The following is an 18,885-nucleotide window of genomic DNA, read 5'->3' as shown; positions in this document are numbered from 1 at the left end:
TTAGCGAGGGCTCGACCGAAAGGCAGGAATCCGGCAGCGATGATCGGTGCGTTCGAAAGCATGACGCGGCAATGTCCGCAGCGCACGTGCTTCACGTACGTTGACGAGGCAGGCACCGAAACGGCGTACTCGTACCGCGAGGCGCGCATGTTGTCCGCTGCGCTTTCCCGGCTCCTGCTCGATCGCGGCGTGCGGCCGGGCGACTGCGTCGCCGTCGATCTGCCGAATTGCCCGGCGTACGTGCTGCTCATGCTGGCCGCCGCATACGGCGGCTTCGCCCTGGTCACGCTCAACAACCGCCTGACCGACGCCGAGAAGCACAGCCGCCTCCTCGACATCGAGCGCAAGCCCGACGTGTCGCTGGCGTCGCTGCGCATCGACGAGATGAACGTGTCGCGCCTGGTGGACGGCGCGCAGGCGCTGCTGGCGGGCGAGGGGGCCGCCGCCGGCCCCGGTTCCAATCGCGCGACGGGGCGCGGCGTGCGCCCCAGCTTCGCCGCCCGCGTCAACGCGGCCTCTGCCGAGGCCCGCACGACGAAGGCGCTCGGCCGCGCCAGCTCGAGCCGCGCATCGCTGCGCCGCCGCAGCGAGATGGCGCAGCAGGATGCGGTGGAGAGCGTCATCCACTTCGCCGAGCATGCTTCCCATGTGTTCGATTTCGACGCCCGCGCGGTGGTCATGTTCACGTCGGGCACCACCGGTCGCGCGAAGGCCGTGTCGCTGACGTGGGGGAACATCTGCTTCGCATCCGAGGCGTCCAACGCGGCGCTCAACCGCCATGGCGAGGGCCTGTGGCAGGCGGTGCTGCCGCTCTACCACATCGGCGGCTTCCAGGTCATCGTGCGCAGCGTGCTGAACTGCTGCCCCTTCGTGCTGTACCGCCGCTTCGACGCGCCGCGCCTGCTGTCCGATGCGGCGAAGAAGGGTGCCACGCATGTGTCGGTGGTCGACAAGATGCTGCAAGACATGCTGGCCGCCGAGAAGCCCGAAACGCTTGCGCGCTACTCCTGCATCCTGCTGGGAGGCGGCGCGCTCAACCCGCAAACGCTCGACCGCGCCCGCCGCGCGGGCGCGCGCGTGTACGCGAGCTACGGCATGACCGAGACGTCGAGCCAGATCGCCCATGCCCAGGTGACGGCCTCGTTTACCGGAGGCCTGCGCCTGCTGCCCGGCTACGAGGCGCACATCGTGGACCCCGGCGACGACGGGTTCGGCCGCCTGGCCGTGAAGGGCCCGGGGCTGTTCGGCGGCTACCTGAACGCGCGCGCGGCCTACACGGTGGACGGCTTCTTCCTGACGGGCGACACCGCGGCGCTGTACGGGGGCAAGCTGTTCGTGAAGGAGCGCACCGAGGACATGTTCGTGTCGGGCGGCGAGAACGTGTACCCGGCCGAGATCAAGGAGAAGCTGCTGCGCGTGGCCGGGGTGGCCGACGCGCACGTGTTCGGCGCGCCCGACCCGCGCTGGGGACGGCGTCCCGTGGCGTTCGTCGAGCGCGAGAAGGCTCCCGCCCCGCGTCAGGCCTCAAGCCCCTATGCGCAGCAGCGGTCGCAGGTCGATCCGCTCGCTACCATGACGAACCGCCAGATGGCATCCGTCATCCGCGCCAGCCTGGCCCCTCGCTTGTCGAAGCTGTACCTGCCCAAGCACGTGTGCGTGGTCGACGAATTCCCGCGCTCGGGCATCGGCAAGGTCGACCGTGCCGCGCTCGAGCAGCGGTACGACCAGCGCATCGAGGTGGTGCGCGTCACGCTGCACCGCATCCGCCTGCCGTTCAAAACGCCCTTCAAGACGGCGAAAACCACGCTGACGCATCGCGAGTCGGTCATCGTCGAGGTGACCGACCACGCCGGGCGCACGGGTCTGGGCGAGTGCGTGGCGTTCCCCACCGATTGGTACCTGCCGGAAGTGCTCGACCAGGACGTGCGCGTCCTCCACGACCTGCTGGCGCCGCTCGTGCTGCACGAGGCCTTCCTCCACCCGAGCGAGGCGAGCGCCGCCTTCGCCTCCCTTCCCGAGGCGAAGGCGTTCCCGTTGGCGTGCGGCGCGCTCGAGCCGGCGCTGTGGGACCTGTACGGCAAGATCGTCGGAAAACCGTTGTGGCAGCTCATCGGCGGGACGGCCGATGCCGCGAGCGCGGGCGCGAGCGCGGGCACGCCGGGGGGCGCGAGCGCGTCCGCATCCGTGCCGGCCGGCGCGGTGATCGGCCTGGGCTCCGCGGTGGAGACGGTGGCCGCCGCCCGGCGCTGCGCCGAGGCGGGCTACAAGCGCGTGAAGCTGAAGGTGAAGCCGGGAGGCACGCTCGCCTGCGTGCAGGCCGTGCGCGCGGCGCTGCCCGACATGATGATCACGCTCGACGCCAACCAGAGCTTCTCGGAGCGCGAAGCCGAGGAGCTGCGCGGCCTCGACAACCTGAACGTCGCCTGGATCGAGGAGCCCCTCGACCCGCGCCGTCTGCCCGCCGTGGGCCCCACTGACCTGTTCAGCCGCTTGGCGCGGCTGCAGCGCGTGCTGCGCACCCCCATCTGCCTCGACGAGTCCATCGTGCGCCCCGACGATCTGTCCCGCGCGCTGGCGCATCCCGAACTGCGCTGCTACGCTCTCAAGCTGGGTAAATGCGGTGGCGTGCAGCCGGGCCTCGACTTCGTGCGCCTGGCGCATACGCGCGGCATCGACGTATGGATGGGCGGTATGTACGACACGGGGGTGTCCAAACGCCTGCACGCCGCATTCGAGACGCTGCACGCGGTGCGCGCGCCCGGCGACATCGGCGACACGGCGCGCTACTTCTCCTGCGACATCACCGATCCGCCCCATACGGCCGAGCGCGGCATGGTGACGCTCAACCGCGAGGGGCACGCCGCCGGCCTGGGGTGCGACCTCAACCGCTCGGCGTTGGAGAACGTGCTGGTGGAGCGCATCGTCATCACCTAGCGCTCGCGCGCGGTTCTGCGGCCGGCGCATTCTGGGATTGCCTTGCATGCAAAATGTTGCATAACGGTGTGACGGAATGCAGCGTTGTGGAGTATCATGCTACCAGTTGTACAACGAGGAAACGGTGATTACATGAGCGAATCCGCATCGCACCATCCGTCCGCGTCTCCGGACATCCCCCAGCCCCAGGGTGGATTGGGTATCTTCCGCCTCGTTACCACGGTTATCACGCTCATCGTCGGCGGCGGCGTGTTCACGCTGGCCGGCGACCAGGCGGCGGGCGGCGCCAGCGGCGCGGCCATCCTCACGGCCTGGGGCATCTCGGGCGTCGGCGTGCTGTGCCTCGTCATGACGTTTTTCGCGCTGTCGCGTATCAAGCCCCAGCTCAAAGGCGGTATCTACAGCTACGCGAACGCTGGGTTCGGCGACTTCCTGGGCTTCAACAGCGCGTGGGGCTACTGGATCAGCGCGCTTCTGTGCACGGTCAGCTTCTCGGCGCTGCTGTTCGGCGCGCTTACGTATTTCTTCCCCATCTTCGGCGGCGGCACGAACCTGCCGTCGGTCATCGGCGCCAGCATCCTCATCTGGTTCTACGTGTTCCTCGTGTCGCGCGGCATCAAAGAGGCGACGGGCGTGAACGCCGTCATCACCATCTCGAAGTTCGTGCCCATCTTCGTGGCCATCACGGCCATCATCTTCCTCCAGAAGTTCGACCTCGGCATCTTCCTCGCGAACATGTCGCAGGGCGCCGAGCCGGGCCTGCCGTTCTTCGACCAGGTCAGCAACACCATGATGATCACCATCTGGGTGTTCGTCGGCATCGAGGGCGCGGTGGCCATTTCCGGTCGCGCGAAGAAGGAGCGCGACGTGGGCAAGGCCACCATCATCGCGTTCGTGTGCGTGCTGAGCATCTACCTCATGGTGAGCGTGCTCAGCATGGGCGTCATGCCGCTGTCCGAGCTGGCTCAGCTGGAGAACCCGGCGCTCGCCGGCGTCATGGAGCACGCGGTGGGGCAGTGGGGCGCCATCCTCATCAACGGCGGCGTGGTGCTGTCGCTGGTCGGCGCGATGCTGGGCTACACGGTGCTGTCGAGCGAGTCTCCCTACGAGGCCGCTGAGCAGGGCGTGTTCATCAAGGCCTTCGCCAAGACGAACAAGAAGGGTGCTCCCATCGTCACGCTCGTGGTGACGAACATCATCATCGAGGTGTTCCTCGTCATCATGCTGTTCTCGGACAGCACGTACCAGTTCTTCTACGCGCTGTCGGCCGGCATGATCCTGCTGCCGTACCTGCTGTCGGCGGCGTACTTCGCGAAGCTCACCTTCACCGAGCCGGGCGCGTTCAAGGGCAAGGTGGGCGGCAGCCTCGTGCTGTGGCGTATCTTCGGCGTCTTCGGCGTGGTGTACAGCTTCTTCTTGGCGTGGGCATCGGGCTCGGTGGGACTCACCTTGATGTCGCTGCTGTACGCGCCGGGCATCCTCATGTACATCAAGGGCAAGAAGGAGCGCAACGAGCCGTACCTGAAAAGCACGGTCGACAAAGTGGTAGTGGCCATCATCCTCATCGCCGCCATCGTGTCGCTCGTCCTTCTGTTCACCGGTCAAGTGGTGCTGTAAAGCGGTTCGCGGTTCGCCCGTGCCCGCCCGTCCACACGCCCGCTCTCGCCTGCTGTCCCAAGGCCGCGCTTGCTGCAAGCGCGGCCTTTCTTGTGCACGTGCCCGTTCGAGCGCTCGTGCATCCGTGTGTGCCCATGCGCTTTCCGCGCGAATTCAACCCGGTATGCCCCTTCTGCTTGACAAAGCGTCGCGGGGGGGGGGCATTATATGTTGAATACTCATGAAAACAGGTGCGAGCATATCCCGGGAGGACGTGAGAGCGATGGGCGAGACGACAGAGGTGGGCGCGAAATCCGTGGAAGCGGTGGTGCCGGGCGATCCGATCCCGTTTGAAGGCCCTTGCAAGAAGCCGCAGGTCAAAACACGCGCGGCCATGGCGGATATCCTGCAGTACCTCTTGGAGCGCACGGCGCCCGGCAGCGCGTACGCGCTCGTCTCGCGCCACGTGCTGCAGCGCGACCTGGGCATCACGCCCGCCCGGTTGCGCAACGTGAAGCTCGCCCTCGCGCGCGCGGGCTACATCCGGGCCGTCGCCTGTTTTCGCGAGGACGGCGGCCAGCGCGAGAGCGCCTACCAGGTTACCGAGCAGGGCCGCGCCTTCCTGCGGAGCTACCGAGAACTTGCGTGACGCTTCGCCGCCAGCTTGGCCCGCGAAGCCTGCGGAACGCGCCTCGGAGGGCGCTGTTTGCATACGATTTCGTCCTGCATGCACAAAAAACGGCGACGTGCGGATTCTCGAAGCCTTTGGAGGATGCAAAGATGTTGGTCTTGCCTGTCCGTGGCGGACGTTTTGGACATGCGTGTTCGTCTGAACTGGTCATTCGCTCGCCGTGTGCGTGGAAGCGTCGCAGGGAGGCGCCGGCGAGTCTCGCACGTCGAGGGTTTTTGTGCAAAAAGCGCCGAATCGCATGCACGAGGTTTCGTTGTCCACAACGAATGTGACAAAGGGGGCCGTCGATCGGCGTCGGGTTGCCCCCTCCCGTTCGGGCGCGCGCTCGGGTACACTGGTCGGTACAACATTCGGCGGGCATCGACGGGTCCGGGGCAGCGGACGGAGGAGCGGCATGGAGCTTTTGGAGGAGCGCATCAGGCGCGACGGGGTGGTGAAGTCGGAAGGCGTCCTCAAGGTGGACAGCTTCCTCAACCACCAGCTGGACATCGATCTGTTCGACGCGATGGGCGAGGAGTTCAGGCGGTTGTTCGCCGACGCCCCCATCACGAAGATCCTCACGATCGAGGCGTCCGGCATCGGCATCGCGTGCGTGGTGGCGCGGCATTTCGGCGTGCCCGTGGTGTTCGCCAAGAAGGCGCAGAGCATCAACCTGGACGGCGAGACGTACACGACGCGCATCGAGTCGTTCACGCACAGCCGCGTGTACGACGTGATCGTGTCCAAGAAGTTCCTCAACGCCGACGACCACGTGCTGATCATCGACGACTTCCTGGCGAACGGGTGCGCGCTCAACGGCCTCATCGAACTCGTCGACGAGGCGGGCGCCACGGTGGAGGGCATCGGCATCGCCATCGAGAAGGGCTTCCAGCCCGGTGGCGACGACCTGCGGCACCGCGGGTACCGCCTCGAATCGCTCGCCATCGTGGAGGGCATGGACCCCGAGACGGGGGAGATCGCGTTCCGATGAAGTCATTCGCGCACGAAGAGCTGTTCAAGCTCGACGGCGACATCCCCGTCGTCCGCGCCGTTCCCTACGGCATCCAGCACATCCTCGCCATGTTCGTGGCGAACCTCGCGCCCATCCTCATCGTGGGCACCGCCGCAGGGCTGGCCGACGATCAAGTCGGCATGCTCGTGCAAAGCGCCATGCTCATCGCCGGCATCGGCACGCTCATCCAGCTGTTCCCCTTGTGGCGCATCGGCTCGGGGCTGCCCATCGTCATGGGCATCAGCTTCACGTTCGTCACGGTGCTCACCGGCATCGTGGCCACCTACGGCTACAACGTGGCCATCGGCGCCATCATCGTCGGCGGCATCATCGAGGGCGTGCTGGGCCTGTTCGCGAAGTACTGGCGCCGCATCATCTCGCCCATCGTGGCCGCCGTCGTGGTGACCTCCATCGGATTCTCGCTGCTGGGCGTGGGCGCGAACTCGTTCGGCGGCGGCACGGGCGCGCCGGACTTCGGCTCGCCGCAGAACCTGCTGCTGGGTACCGTCTCGCTCGTGTCGTGCCTGGCGTTCCAGGTGCTGGCGAAGGGGAAGACCAAGCAGCTTTCGGTGTTGTTCGGCCTGGTCATCGGCTATGCGTGCGCGGTGGTGATGGGCGCGGTGGACTTCAGCGGCTTCCAGAACCTGCAGCTGTTCGCGCTGCCGCAGCTCATGCCGTTCGCTCCCGAGTTCAATCTGGGCGCCATCGTGTCGGTGACGCTCATCTTCCTCGTGTCGGCCACCGAGACCATCGGCGACACGTCGGCGCTGACCATGGTGGGCCTCAACCGCGAGGTCAAGGAGAAGGAGCTGACGGGCTCCATCGCGTGCGACGGCTTCGTCAGCTCGCTGTCGGCGTGCTTCGGCTGCCTGCCCATCACGTCGTTCTCGCAGAACGTGGGCCTTGTGGCCATGACGAAGGTGGTGAACCGCAAGGCCATCGCCACCGGCGCCGTGATCATGGTGCTGGCCGCGTTCCTGCCGGTGATCAGCGTGGTGTTTGCGTCGCTTCCCGAGGCGGTGCTGGGCGGCTGCACCATCATGATGTTCGGCAACATCATCGTCAGCGGGTTCCAGATGATCGCGCGCGCGGGCTTCTCGCAGCGCAACATCCTCATCGCGGCGTTGTCGCTGGCGGTGGGCATCGGCTTCACGCAGGTGTCCGCGCTGTTCGCGAACTTCCCCGAGCTGGTGCAGAGCGTGTTCGCGCAGAACTGCGTGGCCGTGGTGTTCCTGGTGGCCGTGGTGGCGAACCTCGTGCTGCCGAAGGACGCCGGCGTCGACGACGCGGCGACCGCGCCCGAGCAGGCGCCCGCCGATGCGGTGTCGAGCATCGAAGAGGACGGCGACCTGGCTACCGCGTAGCGTGCGGGTTACTTGACTTTCTTGAGGACCGGGGCCTGGGCGACGATGCACAGGCCCAGGATGCCGAGCGCGGCCAAGGGGAGTATCATCTTCAGGGGCTTGCTCATGGGCGCTTCCTTTCGTTGGAGCGGGCAGCTCGCTCCACGATACCCGCCCAACTTTGCAAGAACATTGCAGCCCGCCTGATTCAACCTTACGTTTTTGTCACGTTGCGGGCGACGGGCTAGGTGGCCGATTCCTGCGGAGCGGTCTCCTCGATGAGGTCGAGCAGCTCTTGGCGCGAGTGCACTTTCAACTTCTGGTAAATGTGGCTGGTGTGGGAATTCACGGTGTTCATGGACACGTGGAGCTCGCTTTGGATGCGCGGCGCTGAACGCCCCTTGGCGATGAGCGCCAGCACTTCGGCCTCGCGCTTCGACAGCCGACCTATGCGAACGAGGCGATCGCATGCGTCCCGCATGGAATCGGACGAAGCCGCCTCCCCTTCGGCCTTGAGGAAGAGCGACGAGCTAGAGCGATCGGCGAATACGAACAAATAGGTGGCGATGATCAACAGCCCGAGGGTAACCGAAAGGAGTCCCAGCAGGTCGGGCATGATGGGGGAGAACGAGCGGTACGCGTGATAGGCGCCGAACCCGATGAGCAGGTCGAGCGAGAACGCGATACGCGTCAGCGCGAATACCAGCACGGGAATCGTTCGATACCGATGGCAGAAATTGAACGCGATGATCATGACCATGATCTTAAACAGAAATGCCCCGAAATTCGTGATGCCGTAGAACAGCGTCGTGACGTGCTGCGTGTAGGGCATGAACAGGACGGCTATCATGGCGAGCAAAAACGATGCGCGATACACCAGGGGCATATGATGGATCTGGCTGGTGAGCATCGAAACGAGGACGACCGTGCAGAGCAGCTTCGCAAGCAGCAAGACGAGGTTCAGCCCGCTCGAGTAGAACATCAAGTCGGTGCCTTCCAGGTAGAAATTCCGCATGAACTCGTCAGCGAGGCTGACCGTGAATATGCCGAGGCAGAGAAGGATGAGGGCGCGGCGCTGCTCGGTGCCCTTTTCGGGAAAGGCGGCTTCCGAAACGTAGTCGTCTCGACGCGGTGCGCGCGTGAGCAGCAATCCCGACACCAGCGGAGTGACGCAGGCGATGCCCACCATGACCCACGGGCTGAGTATGGGCGCGAGCGCCACCGCGGTCAGCACGTACATGAACAGGCTGGACACGACCACGCCCAGCACGAAGCCTGCCAAATCGTCGATCTTGCAGAACGCCTGGTACCATCCGACGAACAGCCATCCCGAAGGGATGCCGGTGAGCAGCGCGGCTGCAACCTGCAGCACGACGGCCTCGGTGCTCGAGCCCGCCGAGAAGGGAATGAGCAGCGTGCCGATGCCCGCGCACGCGGCCAACGCCCAAACGGTGCGGTTGTCTTCGAGGAGCCGCTCGCTGCGGCGCGAGAACAGCAAGCAGGGGACGAGGCTGACGACGCAGACCACAAGCGATAGCTCGTACACGAACACCGACGCGTTGTCGGGGAACAGCTGCGGCGCGAAAAAGCAGAGGGAAAGCCACAGTTGGCAGAGCGCATAGCCCACCACCAGAGGGAAATGCACGGAGGCTGCTTCCTCGACGAACCGCGTGACGGTCGACGCGCCGGTTTTCTTTTGCGTTTGGTTCCGAGCGATGTCTTCCATGAGCTCCCCTAACCTCACTAGAAACTGGTGAAAACCGCTGAAATACCTGATAAATAGCCTAGTAGTTCCCCCAGATCGCACGTATTTCAGCCCCTTTCTCCCATAGTTTCACAAGTTTCCTCGGATGACAAGCACCGCGCCCGTGCCATACGCTTTCACCCATCGAAGCCGTGCGGAGGGCATGGCGACAACCGAGGGAAGGGGGTACGCATGGCGAAGATTCGCTCGGCGAATGCCGTAGCGTTGGCGTTGGTCGCTCTTGCGGTTGGCATGGTGTGCGTGGCGGGCTGCTCGCCGCAATCGTCCGATGACGCGGCAGGTTCGAAGCCGCAGGGATCGGATTCGTCCCAAGCTGCAACGCAGGCGGGATGGTCGCTCGACATGGAGTGCACCACGTGCCACAGCGTGGAAGGCGGCACGATGGAGGACGGGACGTCTGGCGCAAGCGCTCATGTGCAGCAAGCGCAGGCGACCTGCGCGACCTGCCACACCGACGAGCAGGGGCTGGCCTCGGTGCATGAGGGCAAGACGGCGTCGGATGCCATGCCCAAGAAGCTGAAGAAGACCGCCGTCGAAGCTCAAACGTGCCAGTCTTCGGGGTGCCACAACGAAACGGCCGACGAGATGACGGCGCTGACGGCCGGGTACACCGAGCTGGTGGACACGAAGGGCACGCAGGTCAATCCCCATGAGGTCATGGGGCTGACGGAGGGGCACGCCGACATCACGTGTTCGAACTGCCACAACATGCACGAAGCGGAGGTCGCCGCTGCGGACACGTGCGTGAGCTGCCATCACGCGGGCGTGTACGAGTGCAACACCTGCCACTGAGGTTCGCAGCGCGCGCTGCGTGCTGAAACGATGGGAACAACGCCTCGGGCGCAAGGGACTTGGGGCGCACACAATGGGAAGGGGATCGTCATGGAGCAAACGCGGAGGAGTTTTTTGAAGGGTGCCGGCCTGGTCGCTTTGGGAGCCGGGGCGCTGACGGGCGCCGCAGGGCTGACGGGTTGTGCTGCGGCTTCGACGCCGTCGGCGTTCGAGACGAAGCACGAGTGCGACGTGGTTGTGGCCGGCGCCGGCATCGGCGGCCTTGCGGCGGCGGTCAGCGCCGCGGAGCAGGGCGCGAACGTCGTGCTGGTGGAAGCGTCCAAGCACGTGGGCGGCACCAGCCGATTCGCCGCCGGCGCATTCGGACCGCGCTTCGGCGCGGAGTGGGAGGCGGCGTACGCGAAGGCCCCGCTGTCGGACCCGGAGCTGGGCAAGTTCGTCTGCGACAACTGGAGCTCCTACCTTGAGTGGATCGAAGGGCTCGGCATGACCACCGAGGAGCTTGCAGCTGGCAGCCCGTACGTTTGGATGGGCGGCAAGCGTCCGACGGAAGAGGGATCGAAGAGCTACACCGACGAATACCTGCAGCAGTTCGGCGAGGTGTTCGCGCAAAAGGGCGGGACCACCCTGCTCGAGACGCGGGCGAAGAAGCTCGTGACCGACGAGGCGGGAACGGTCGTCGGCCTCATTGCCGAGGATGCCGAAGGGGCGTTCGAGATCAAAGCCAAGTCGGTGATTCTGGCGACGGGCGGTTGGCAATGCGACAAGGAGATGTGCACGAAGTACATCGGTCGCCACGCTGATCTGGGCATGGCCCAGTGCGTTCCCTACCTGGACGGTTCGGGCATCAAGATGGGCGTTGAAGTGGGCGCTCAGCTGTCCCGCAGCTTCGGCTCGTTCTACGGCCACCCCCAGCCGTGGCCGATGACGTACCTCGAGGGCGTGGACACCCCCGAAGGCTACGAAGCCGTCGAGAACGTCGACGACGTGCATGTGCTGTATTACGGCACCACGGGCCATTCCATTCAGAGCATGGGCGTGTACGTCAACACCGACGGCGAGCGCTTCGTGAACGAGGGCCTGGGGTCGTCGCTGGTGAACCAGGAGATCATGCAGCAGCACATGGCCCGTGCGTACCTCATACTCGACGAGGGCGTGCGCGACATCATCCGCGCCACGCCCTTCTGCAACGCCGCGGTCATCGGCGGCGATCGCATCGACCACATGATCGAGCTGGGCATGACGGTGGTGCAGGCCGACTCGCTCGAGGACCTTGGCGCGAAGATCGTGTCGGATACGGCGGACGGCGTCAGCTTCAATGCCGCGAACATGGTGGCCACCGTCAACGCGTACAACGAAGCGGCGGCAGCGGGAACCGCGGCGGCCCTGCCCGTCCCCCATCAGGGCACGGTGCCGGCGACGGCCCTCACCACGCCGCCTTTCTACGCCATTCCCATGGTGGGCGGCATCATGGCGACGTTCGGCGGCCTCAAAATCAACCTCGACACGCAGGTGATCGGCACCGATGCGCTGCCGATCAAGGGCCTGTACGCCGTGCCCGGCGCGGCCGGCGGCATCATGAACGGCGATTACTGGTGCGTGATGAGCGGCTATTCCATCCTCGGCCGCACGGCCGGCCAGGTATCGGCTGCCAGCGCCCAGGAAGCGCAGAAATAACCTTCCCTCCTCCCTTCTTGACGGGGCCGCGCTCTTCGGGCGCGGCCCCGTTCGGTTCGCGTGTGGATTGCTGGCTCCCACTTGTGGAAACCTGCGGGTTTCCGGTAACGGGTATATGACCGGGTGGGGTAATGCCGTACGATTACATGGCGAATAGTCATATAAAGGAGGACCATCCGCAATTATGCCCATAGCACTCAGTTTGCTGCTCGTTCTGTTCTTCCTGCTCATGAATGCGTTCTTCGTCGCCGCCGAGTTCTCGCTCGTACGCGTGCGCAAGTCGCAAGTCGAGATCCTCGTCGATGAGGGTCGCAAGGGTGCAAAATACACCAAGATCGTGGCCGACAACGTCAACGCGTACCTGTCTGCCTGTCAGCTTGGTATCACCCTCGCATCGCTGGCGCTCGGTTGGTTGGGCGAGCCTGCGGTATCGGCGCTGTTCGAACCGCTGTTCAAGGCGCTCAACGTGCCCGAGGCGGCCACGCACGGCATCTCCATCGTCATCGGTTTCGTCATCATCACGGCGTTGCACATCGTGGTGGGCGAGCTTATCCCGAAGTCGTTGGCCATCTTCTCCACCGAGCGTTACTCGTTGCTTACCGCTACGCCGCTCGTGTGGTTCTACCGCATCACGTACCCCATCATGTGGCTGTTCAACAGCATCACGAACGGCGTCATGAAGATGCTCGGTCACGACGTGGCCAACGAGCACGAGGTGTACACCGACGAGGAGATCAAGCTGCTCATCGACGAGAGCACCGAAAGCGGCCTCATCGATCCTGAGCAGAACGAATACGTGGACAACATCTTCGACCTGGGCGACAAAGACGCCGAGGCCATCATGACGCCGCGTACCGACGTCGTGTGCATCGACCTGGACGATCCGCTGGAGGAGAGCCTTCAGACCGTGCTGCAGTACAAGTACACGCGCTACCCCGTGTGCCGCGGCAGCAAGGACCGCATCGTCGGCTTCGTGCACGTGAAGGACCTCTACACGATGCCCAAGGACGCGACGGTCGACGACCTGCGCATTCGCATGATCCAGGCCGTGCCCGAGAGCGTGCCCATCGCGAAGCTGCTGCAAACGCTGCAGGAGAAGCGCACGAAGATCGCCGTGGTCATCGACGAGCACGGCGGCACGGCCGGCATCGTCACGATGAGCGACATCATGGAGCAGATCGTCGGCCGCATCGACGACGAGTACGCCCACGGCGGTTCGGACGAGGTCGTGCAGCTCGATGACGGCAGCTACCTCATCGACGGCTCGCTGCCCATCGACGAGGTGGGCGAGCTCATCGGCTTCGAGCCCGTCGAGTCCGAGGAGTGCGAGACGGCGGGCGGCCTGCTGCTCACCGTGTTCGATCGCATCCCCGACGAGGGCGATTCCGCCACGGTGGAGGACGGCGACGACAAAGCCACGTTCACCGTGGTCGACATGGACCGCCACCGCATCGACAAGATCCGCGTGGTCGTGGAGAAAGCCGAAAAAGAAGAAGCTTAGGCATCTTTCCGCAGGTCGGAGTGCCAGAAGGCGAAGCCGTTCTTGCCATGGTTCTTCACGTGGTGCAGGGCGGCGTCGGCCTGCTTGTACAGCATCTCGAACGTGTCGCCCGGCTGCGCCATGGCGACGCCGATGCTGCGATGGAGGGGAACGTCGTTCCGCTCGCCGATGGTCAGGTCGGCGCTTTTCGCCACGAACGACTCGATGACGGTGCGCGCCTGCCCCTCGCCTTCGAGGCCCTTGATGCACACCATGAATTCGTCGCCTCCGATGCGGCCGATGATGTCGGTGTCGCGGAAGTTGCTTTTCAAGCTGGAGGATAGGGTTCTGATCGCCTGGTCTCCCTGCAAATGGCCCAGGGTGTCGTTGATCGTCTTGAGATCGTCGATGTCGACGATGGCAATGGCAAGGTGGCTCGTCCGGTCGGCTTCGTGCTCTTTGAGGGTGTCGGCGATGAGGGCCTCCGTGGCCTCTTTGTCGTACAGCCCTGTCATCGAATCGGTTTGCGCTTCCAGTTGCAGCAGCTCCATGGTGCGCACCGTCTCGTCGATGTTCATGAGCTTGCCCAGCACGCGCGCGATTTCGCCCGACTCGTCCATCACCGAGCTGAGATCCACGGAGTACCAGGTGGGCTTGCCGTCATCGTCGAGGCAGCGAAGCCGGCCTTCAACGTGCTCGTCGTGCGCGTACAGGCTTTTGATGAGGCCGCGGTACACGCCGAGGTCGTCCGGATGCACGCGCCCGCCTTCGACGAAGCACTCGTAGCGGCAGGCGGGGCCGAACTGCTTCACGAAGTTCTCGTTGTGCTCGATGGTCTTTTCGGCCATGTTGATCTCGAACACGATGATGTCCGAATCGCGCGCGATCAGCCGATACTTCTCCTCGGACAGCGCGAGCCGCATCTTCTCGTCCTGAATGCGCAGGTTGTCTTTGCGCAGACGGTTGCGTTCGCGCGAGAAGATGAGCAGCATGCACAGCAGGCCGCCGGCGAACGTTGCGGTAACCGTGATGTTCATCTGGTTCATGTTCGTGTTGATGAAGGCGTATGCTTCGTCGATGCTGTTTCTGTCGACGGCGGAGAACAGCGTCCATCCATTGTAGCCGAAGGGGATCTGGGTGGTGTAGATCTCCTCCACCCCGTTGTCTGCCAGCGTTGTCAGCGCCTCGTTGTTGCTCATGGCGCTGCGAACGTCTTCGACCGACTTGCCGTCGAGGAAGCTGAAATTCGTTATCTCTTCGAAGATGTTGAGGCCGGTCAGCGCGATGCCGTCTGTCGGCGTGGAGACGATGACGTTGCCCTCTTCGTCGCTCAGGAAGGCGACGTCCTGCGTTTCGAGGTTCCCGTCAAGGAACAGACTGCCGAAGTACTCCGACGTATAGGATCCTCCCAGCACTCCCACGATCTCGCCGTCCGCGGTTGTGATGGGGACGGCCAGCATCACGCACACGTAATTGGCGTCCACGTTCGAGAGGAACGGCTCGGTGACGGTGCGCTCGCCCGCCAGCGCATTGTGGAAGTAGTCGCGGTGGGCCACGTTTCCCGCGACGCCGTCGCTTGTCAGGCTGTCGCCTTGAACGTCGGCAACGGTATAGCGTGCGAAGTTCAAGCTGGTTTGCATGGCGGCGACGACGGTTTCGAAATCGGTGCGATCGCCCGGGTAGGCGGCTCCGAGATACGCTGCGGCCGATTCGAGCGAGGCGAACTGCCCGTCGAGCACCGTTTCGACGTAGCGAACCTGCTGTGCGGTTCTGGTCTCCAGCTTGCGGTTGGTTCTCTCTGAAATCTCTTTCGAGGTGTTGTCGACGAAGTAGCCGAACGCAACGAAGAGCGTCGCCGCAATCGCCAGGAAAACGAGTGCAACGAGGCAAATGGTTGTTGTTGACCCCTGTCTTCTCATGAACCCCACCTCGAACGATGCGTGCGAAAATGTCTCACGTGCGTCGAGCTCGCCTCGATTATACAATGGCCTTCGAGGCGTCGGCCTGGAGAAATTGGGATTCTCGCGCTTAGCTCACCTTCACGCCGGCGAAGCGTTCAGCGTTGTGCCACAGCATGTTCTCCAGCTCGTCCTCCGAGAAGCCGGCGGTGACGAACTGGTCGTATTCCGCGGCCGGGCTCCACATGGGGTAGTCCGAGCCGAACATGATGCGGTCGGTGCCCCACATGCGCGCGAGCTCCACCGTGCGGCGCTGCCCCAGGAAGAACTGGGAGCTCGAGGCGTCCACGAACAGGTTCTCGGCGTTGTGCAGGATGTCGTAGCCCACTTCGTAGCGCGACCAGCAGCCGAAATGCGCCGCATCCACCACGAGGTTGGGGAAGGCCTTCAGCACGTTCATGAGGCGGCGCGGGTGCGAGTAATCGTAGCGGTAGTCGCCCGTGTGGATGACGATGGGCAGGCGCCCCTCGATCATCTCGTAGACGTTCATGAGCCGCGGGTCGTCCATGTTCACGTGCTGCGTGTCGGGGTGCAACTTCATGCCCTTGAGGCCCAGGCCGATGGCGCGTTCGATTTCCTTCTCGGGCTCCGGATAGTCCTGGTGCATGGCCATGAAGCCGATGAATTCGGGGTGCAGCCGGCACTGCTCGGCGATGAAGTTGTTGATGGATTCCACGCTGCCCGGGGTCGTGGCCACCGAGTGCACGATGAAGTGCGTGATGGGCGCGTGCTGCTGTGCGGACAGCAGATGCTCCACCGTGCCTTCGCCGAACATGTCGATGAGGTAGAAGTTGCCCACGGCATCGACGGCTTTCGAGGCGATCTTGGTGGGGTAGATGTGGGCATGGGCATCGATGACGGCCATGGGTGCGTGCTCCTTCGAACGGCTTGCGGCTTGCGGGCTGCGGGCAGCGTGCGGCTGCGGGCGGTTCGCGACGTGTTTCGCCTCCGATTGTAGTGCATCCGCCCCGCCCCCGCATTAATCAAAGCCGGGTTCTTGGGGATTTCGCACGTGAAACGCGGCCGCAACCTGAAATTGCGGGCGTTGCCTACTAGATGCGCTAGCGCAACCGATCGTCGAGCCTCTATGATGGACGAAACGACAACGGAGGAGTTCTCATGGCAGACGTAAGCGTGGAGGCGGCGGGCATCACGGGTTTGACGATCAGGTGGGCTGCGGGATCGGTTGACGTGGCGGTGATCGACGATGCCGGCGCGCACGCGATCGAGCTGACCGAGACGGCGCCGCGCCCTCTGGGGGAGACTCAGCGGATGCGGTGGCGCGTCGTGGGCTCGACGCTTGAGGTTGAGTTCGGCTCGTGGTTCGAGTGCTTCCTGCTGGGGCGCAAGGATCTCGAAGTGCGCATCCCCCGTGCGTTCGCGAGCGCGTTCGAGCGGGTGAGCGTCGAAGGCTCGTCGGGCTTGTACCAGGTGCGCGACATCGGGTGCGGCACGATGAAGCTCAAGCTGGCCTCCGGAAGGATCGACGTCGATCGGGTTGCCGCTCGCGGGTTGAGCATCGATGTGGCAAGCGGTTACGTGTCCGCGGTGGGTCGCTTCGACGAGAGCGTGCGCGCCCATGTGGCATCGGGGGAGATCCGGGTGCTGTGCGACGGTCCGTGCCCGCAATCGATCGATGCCGATATCGCAAGCGGCAGCGTGCGTCTGGCCATTCCCGCGTCGTCGGGTTTCACGGCCCGCATCACGAAAGCGTCGGGCGCGTTCAAGAGCGGATTCCCGCTCGAGCAGGCCAGCGGCGGCTACCGCCACGGCGACGGCTCCGCCCGCGTGACCGCCCGCATGGCCAGCGGCACCTTCGCCCTGGACAGCGTGGGGTAGGGGGCTGCCCCCCCCCCTCCGAAATATGTAGACTATGTGGAGTGAAGAGAAATAGTTTGCGATTAGAGGGGTGTGAGGGTAGTATTCTTTCTTGCCGCTTTTCCTGTTTGAAGGCACTTCGGGCAGGAGAGGTAGGCGCAACATAACGGTGCGGGGTGGAGCAGTCTGGTAGCTCGCCGGGCTCATAACCCGGAGGTCATCGGTTCAAATCCGGTCCCCGCGACCAGAAACTAACAGGTCGGAAGCATTGCTTCCGACCTTTTCTTTGTGCTGTGTGTGGCCGTACCTTCTCTAGTCAGTCTGCTGTTGAGAGAGGGATAGATTCGGCTTCAGTGAGCAACTGCTGGCGAGAGCTGATTCCCATCTTTGCATAGACGTGACGAACATGGGTCTTCACAGTGCTCTCGGAGACGACAAGCGTTTCCGCCATGCGCGCGTTGCTATAGTTCTGCAGCATAAGAAGCAGCACGTCCTTTTCGCGAGCCGATAATTCCGGATATCGTTCGGCGAGCGCCTGGCAGCGGATTTGGGCTATTTCGGCGGGGCTCACAATCGACGCTCCGGTTATGACGTACTCGACCTTTTGTCTGCGACGCGAAAGCGGCAGTATCATGAGGAGTACGAAATAGACCACCAAGAGCGCGGTAAAGGTAAGCGCGGTTGCGTCGAGGCCGAACGTGTTACGAATCACGCCGCCGATGAATACGCCTAGCAGGTTGAGCGCGGCGAGCGTTGCGAGCAGGAAGGGGAACCTCGCCACGCCCTCGCCCTCCCTTGCTGCGAACAGGGCGATGACGAATGTAAGCAGCAATGTCGATTGAGCAAGAGCGACGGCGAACTCGCGCAGGATGGACGCGGTGCTGATGGGGAGCAAAACGAACGCCGTCGTCAGTACAAGAGGCACGGCTATTTGGATGCGCTCAATATCGGAAAGGCGATTCAGCAAAGTGAGCACAAGCGTTGCCAGTGCTGCGCCTCCGGCCATGATGCTCGCTTGGACAAAGCGCACTCGCTGCGCATCGATGGCGTCATAATCAAAACCAAGGATTCCCATGAATACGGCGAATCCGAATATAGCCACGCAAAGCGTTAGCGTGTTCGCAAAGGAGCGAGCAGGGGCCTCTTGCGTCGATAACGTGTTTGCTAGCTGACGTGATAGGGCAAGCAGGCAGCCGCACCATGCAAGCGGAAGCAGGCTGACGAGCGCATGGGCGGCGGTTGACGGCAACGTGCCTGCGATTACGTCGAGAGCAAACGCTATCGCGAAGCCCAAGATCAACCGTTGCGGTGCGAGAGAGGTATCGCCAACTGCAACAATACGCACCCAGATGCATAGTGCTATCGCCATTCCTGCGCCACACAGAATTCCGCATGCGAGTACGGGGGCGACCGATGCGAATTCTCCCACGATGCCCGCAGAGCCCAGTACCATACAGATGGCTGCAGCAACGAGGGGAGTTTTTGCCGAGAATGCGGGGACGGTTCCTCCGCGCTGCATCCTGTCTCTCGTGGTTAATCCTATTATCAAGGCGACTGCAAGTACGGTAGCCAAAGCGGCAAGCCAGGTTTCGTCGCGTCGCGGAAATGAAAGAAACGACCAAGGAAGAGAGACCGCGGGCGCGTTGACCATGCGAAACGCAAGGCCGTTCCACGTGGCGAACGCTGCGACGGCACCTGCGCCCCACCAGTCGCGTTTGGTATAGGAACATACGGAAAGCTTGCTGGCCTTGCCCATCTTCTCCCCTTCTGATTTGGCTCGCCTCGCATTATAGAGCTTCGTGCATAGCCGCGCCTGCGGTTGGTTTTTTTGACGTCATCC

13 protein-coding genes and 1 tRNA gene are annotated in these 18,885 nt (G+C 63.8%); 10 read left to right on the top strand and 4 right to left on the bottom strand.

Annotated features, from left to right (window positions below):
* The first annotated feature begins 39 nt into the window (after nucleotides 1-39).
* The 5 genes from GS424_RS17040 (at nucleotide 40) to GS424_RS17020 (ending at nucleotide 7,576) form a co-directional block, all read left to right on the top strand.
* Nucleotides 40-2,934: an AMP-binding protein gene (locus GS424_RS17040; RefSeq protein ID WP_160940945.1), complete on the top strand. Its 2,895-nt coding sequence runs from the start codon at nucleotides 40-42 to the stop codon at nucleotides 2,932-2,934.
* Nucleotides 2,935-3,066: 132 nt separating this feature from the next.
* On the top strand, nucleotides 3,067-4,551 hold the full coding sequence (locus tag GS424_RS17035) for a basic amino acid/polyamine antiporter (protein ID WP_160940946.1): 1,485 nt from the start codon (nucleotides 3,067-3,069) through the stop codon (nucleotides 4,549-4,551).
* A gap of 262 nt (nucleotides 4,552-4,813) precedes the next feature.
* A complete protein-coding gene (locus GS424_RS17030) occupies nucleotides 4,814-5,179 on the top strand; it encodes a hypothetical protein (RefSeq protein WP_160940947.1) in 366 nt (121 codons plus the stop codon).
* Nucleotides 5,180-5,615: 436 nt separating this feature from the next.
* The gene (locus tag GS424_RS17025) at nucleotides 5,616-6,191 is read left to right on the top strand and encodes a xanthine phosphoribosyltransferase (protein WP_160940948.1); all 576 of its coding nucleotides are present in this window, start codon (nucleotides 5,616-5,618) and stop codon (nucleotides 6,189-6,191) included.
* Nucleotides 6,188-7,576, top strand: coding sequence for a nucleobase:cation symporter-2 family protein (locus GS424_RS17020; RefSeq protein WP_160940949.1), 1,389 nt, complete (start codon nucleotides 6,188-6,190; stop codon nucleotides 7,574-7,576). Before GS424_RS17025 ends, GS424_RS17020 begins: the two co-directional genes overlap by 4 nt.
* A 223-nt stretch (nucleotides 7,577-7,799) precedes the next feature.
* Here the strand turns inward: GS424_RS17020 and GS424_RS17015 are convergent, their stop codons facing one another.
* Nucleotides 7,800-9,281 (bottom strand): helix-turn-helix transcriptional regulator, encoded by a 1,482-nt coding sequence (locus GS424_RS17015; protein WP_160940950.1) that lies wholly within the window; start codon nucleotides 9,279-9,281, stop codon nucleotides 7,800-7,802.
* Between the two features lie 210 nt (nucleotides 9,282-9,491).
* On the opposite strand from GS424_RS17015, the gene GS424_RS17010 reads away from it, so the two are divergent.
* The 3 genes from GS424_RS17010 (at nucleotide 9,492) to GS424_RS17000 (ending at nucleotide 13,290) form a co-directional block, all read left to right on the top strand.
* Nucleotides 9,492-10,112, top strand: a complete 621-nt coding sequence (locus GS424_RS17010) for a cytochrome c3 family protein (RefSeq protein WP_160940951.1) — start codon at nucleotides 9,492-9,494, stop codon at nucleotides 10,110-10,112.
* A 90-nt stretch (nucleotides 10,113-10,202) separates the two neighbouring features.
* On the top strand, nucleotides 10,203-11,789 hold the full coding sequence (locus GS424_RS17005; protein WP_160940952.1) for an FAD-dependent oxidoreductase: 1,587 nt from the start codon (nucleotides 10,203-10,205) through the stop codon (nucleotides 11,787-11,789).
* 184 nt (nucleotides 11,790-11,973) lie between these two features.
* A complete protein-coding gene (locus tag GS424_RS17000; protein WP_160940953.1) occupies nucleotides 11,974-13,290 on the top strand; it encodes a hemolysin family protein in 1,317 nt (438 codons plus the stop codon).
* On the opposite strand, the gene GS424_RS16995 is transcribed toward GS424_RS17000, so the two are convergent.
* The gene (locus GS424_RS16995) at nucleotides 13,287-15,188 is read right to left on the bottom strand and encodes a sensor domain-containing diguanylate cyclase (protein ID WP_160940954.1); all 1,902 of its coding nucleotides are present in this window, start codon (nucleotides 15,186-15,188) and stop codon (nucleotides 13,287-13,289) included. The two genes, GS424_RS17000 and GS424_RS16995, sit on opposite strands and share 4 nt — an antisense overlap.
* Nucleotides 15,189-15,297: 109 nt before the next feature.
* Entirely contained in the window at nucleotides 15,298-16,092 is a 795-nt protein-coding gene (locus tag GS424_RS16990) for an amidohydrolase family protein (RefSeq protein WP_160940955.1), read from the bottom strand.
* A 254-nt stretch (nucleotides 16,093-16,346) separates the two neighbouring features.
* On the opposite strand from GS424_RS16990, the gene GS424_RS16985 reads away from it, so the two are divergent.
* Both GS424_RS16985 and GS424_RS16980 read left to right on the top strand, forming a co-directional pair.
* Nucleotides 16,347-17,066, top strand: coding sequence for a DUF4097 family beta strand repeat-containing protein (locus GS424_RS16985; RefSeq protein ID WP_160940956.1), 720 nt, complete (start codon nucleotides 16,347-16,349; stop codon nucleotides 17,064-17,066).
* Nucleotides 17,067-17,215: 149 nt separating this feature from the next.
* A tRNA-Met gene (locus tag GS424_RS16980) sits at nucleotides 17,216-17,292 on the top strand.
* A 69-nt stretch (nucleotides 17,293-17,361) separates the two neighbouring features.
* On the opposite strand, the gene GS424_RS16975 is transcribed toward GS424_RS16980, so the two are convergent.
* Nucleotides 17,362-18,801 carry a helix-turn-helix transcriptional regulator gene (locus GS424_RS16975; RefSeq protein ID WP_160940957.1) on the bottom strand — a complete coding sequence of 480 codons (1,440 nt, stop codon included), beginning with the start codon at nucleotides 18,799-18,801 and terminating at the stop codon, nucleotides 17,362-17,364.
* Nucleotides 18,802-18,885 lie beyond the last annotated feature (84 nt).

This window comes from Eggerthella guodeyinii (assembly GCF_009834925.2).
Lineage (GTDB): Bacteria > Actinomycetota > Coriobacteriia > Coriobacteriales > Eggerthellaceae > Eggerthella > Eggerthella guodeyinii.
Note: the sequence above shows the minus strand (reverse complement) of the source record. Positions and strands in the feature narration are given on the sequence as shown.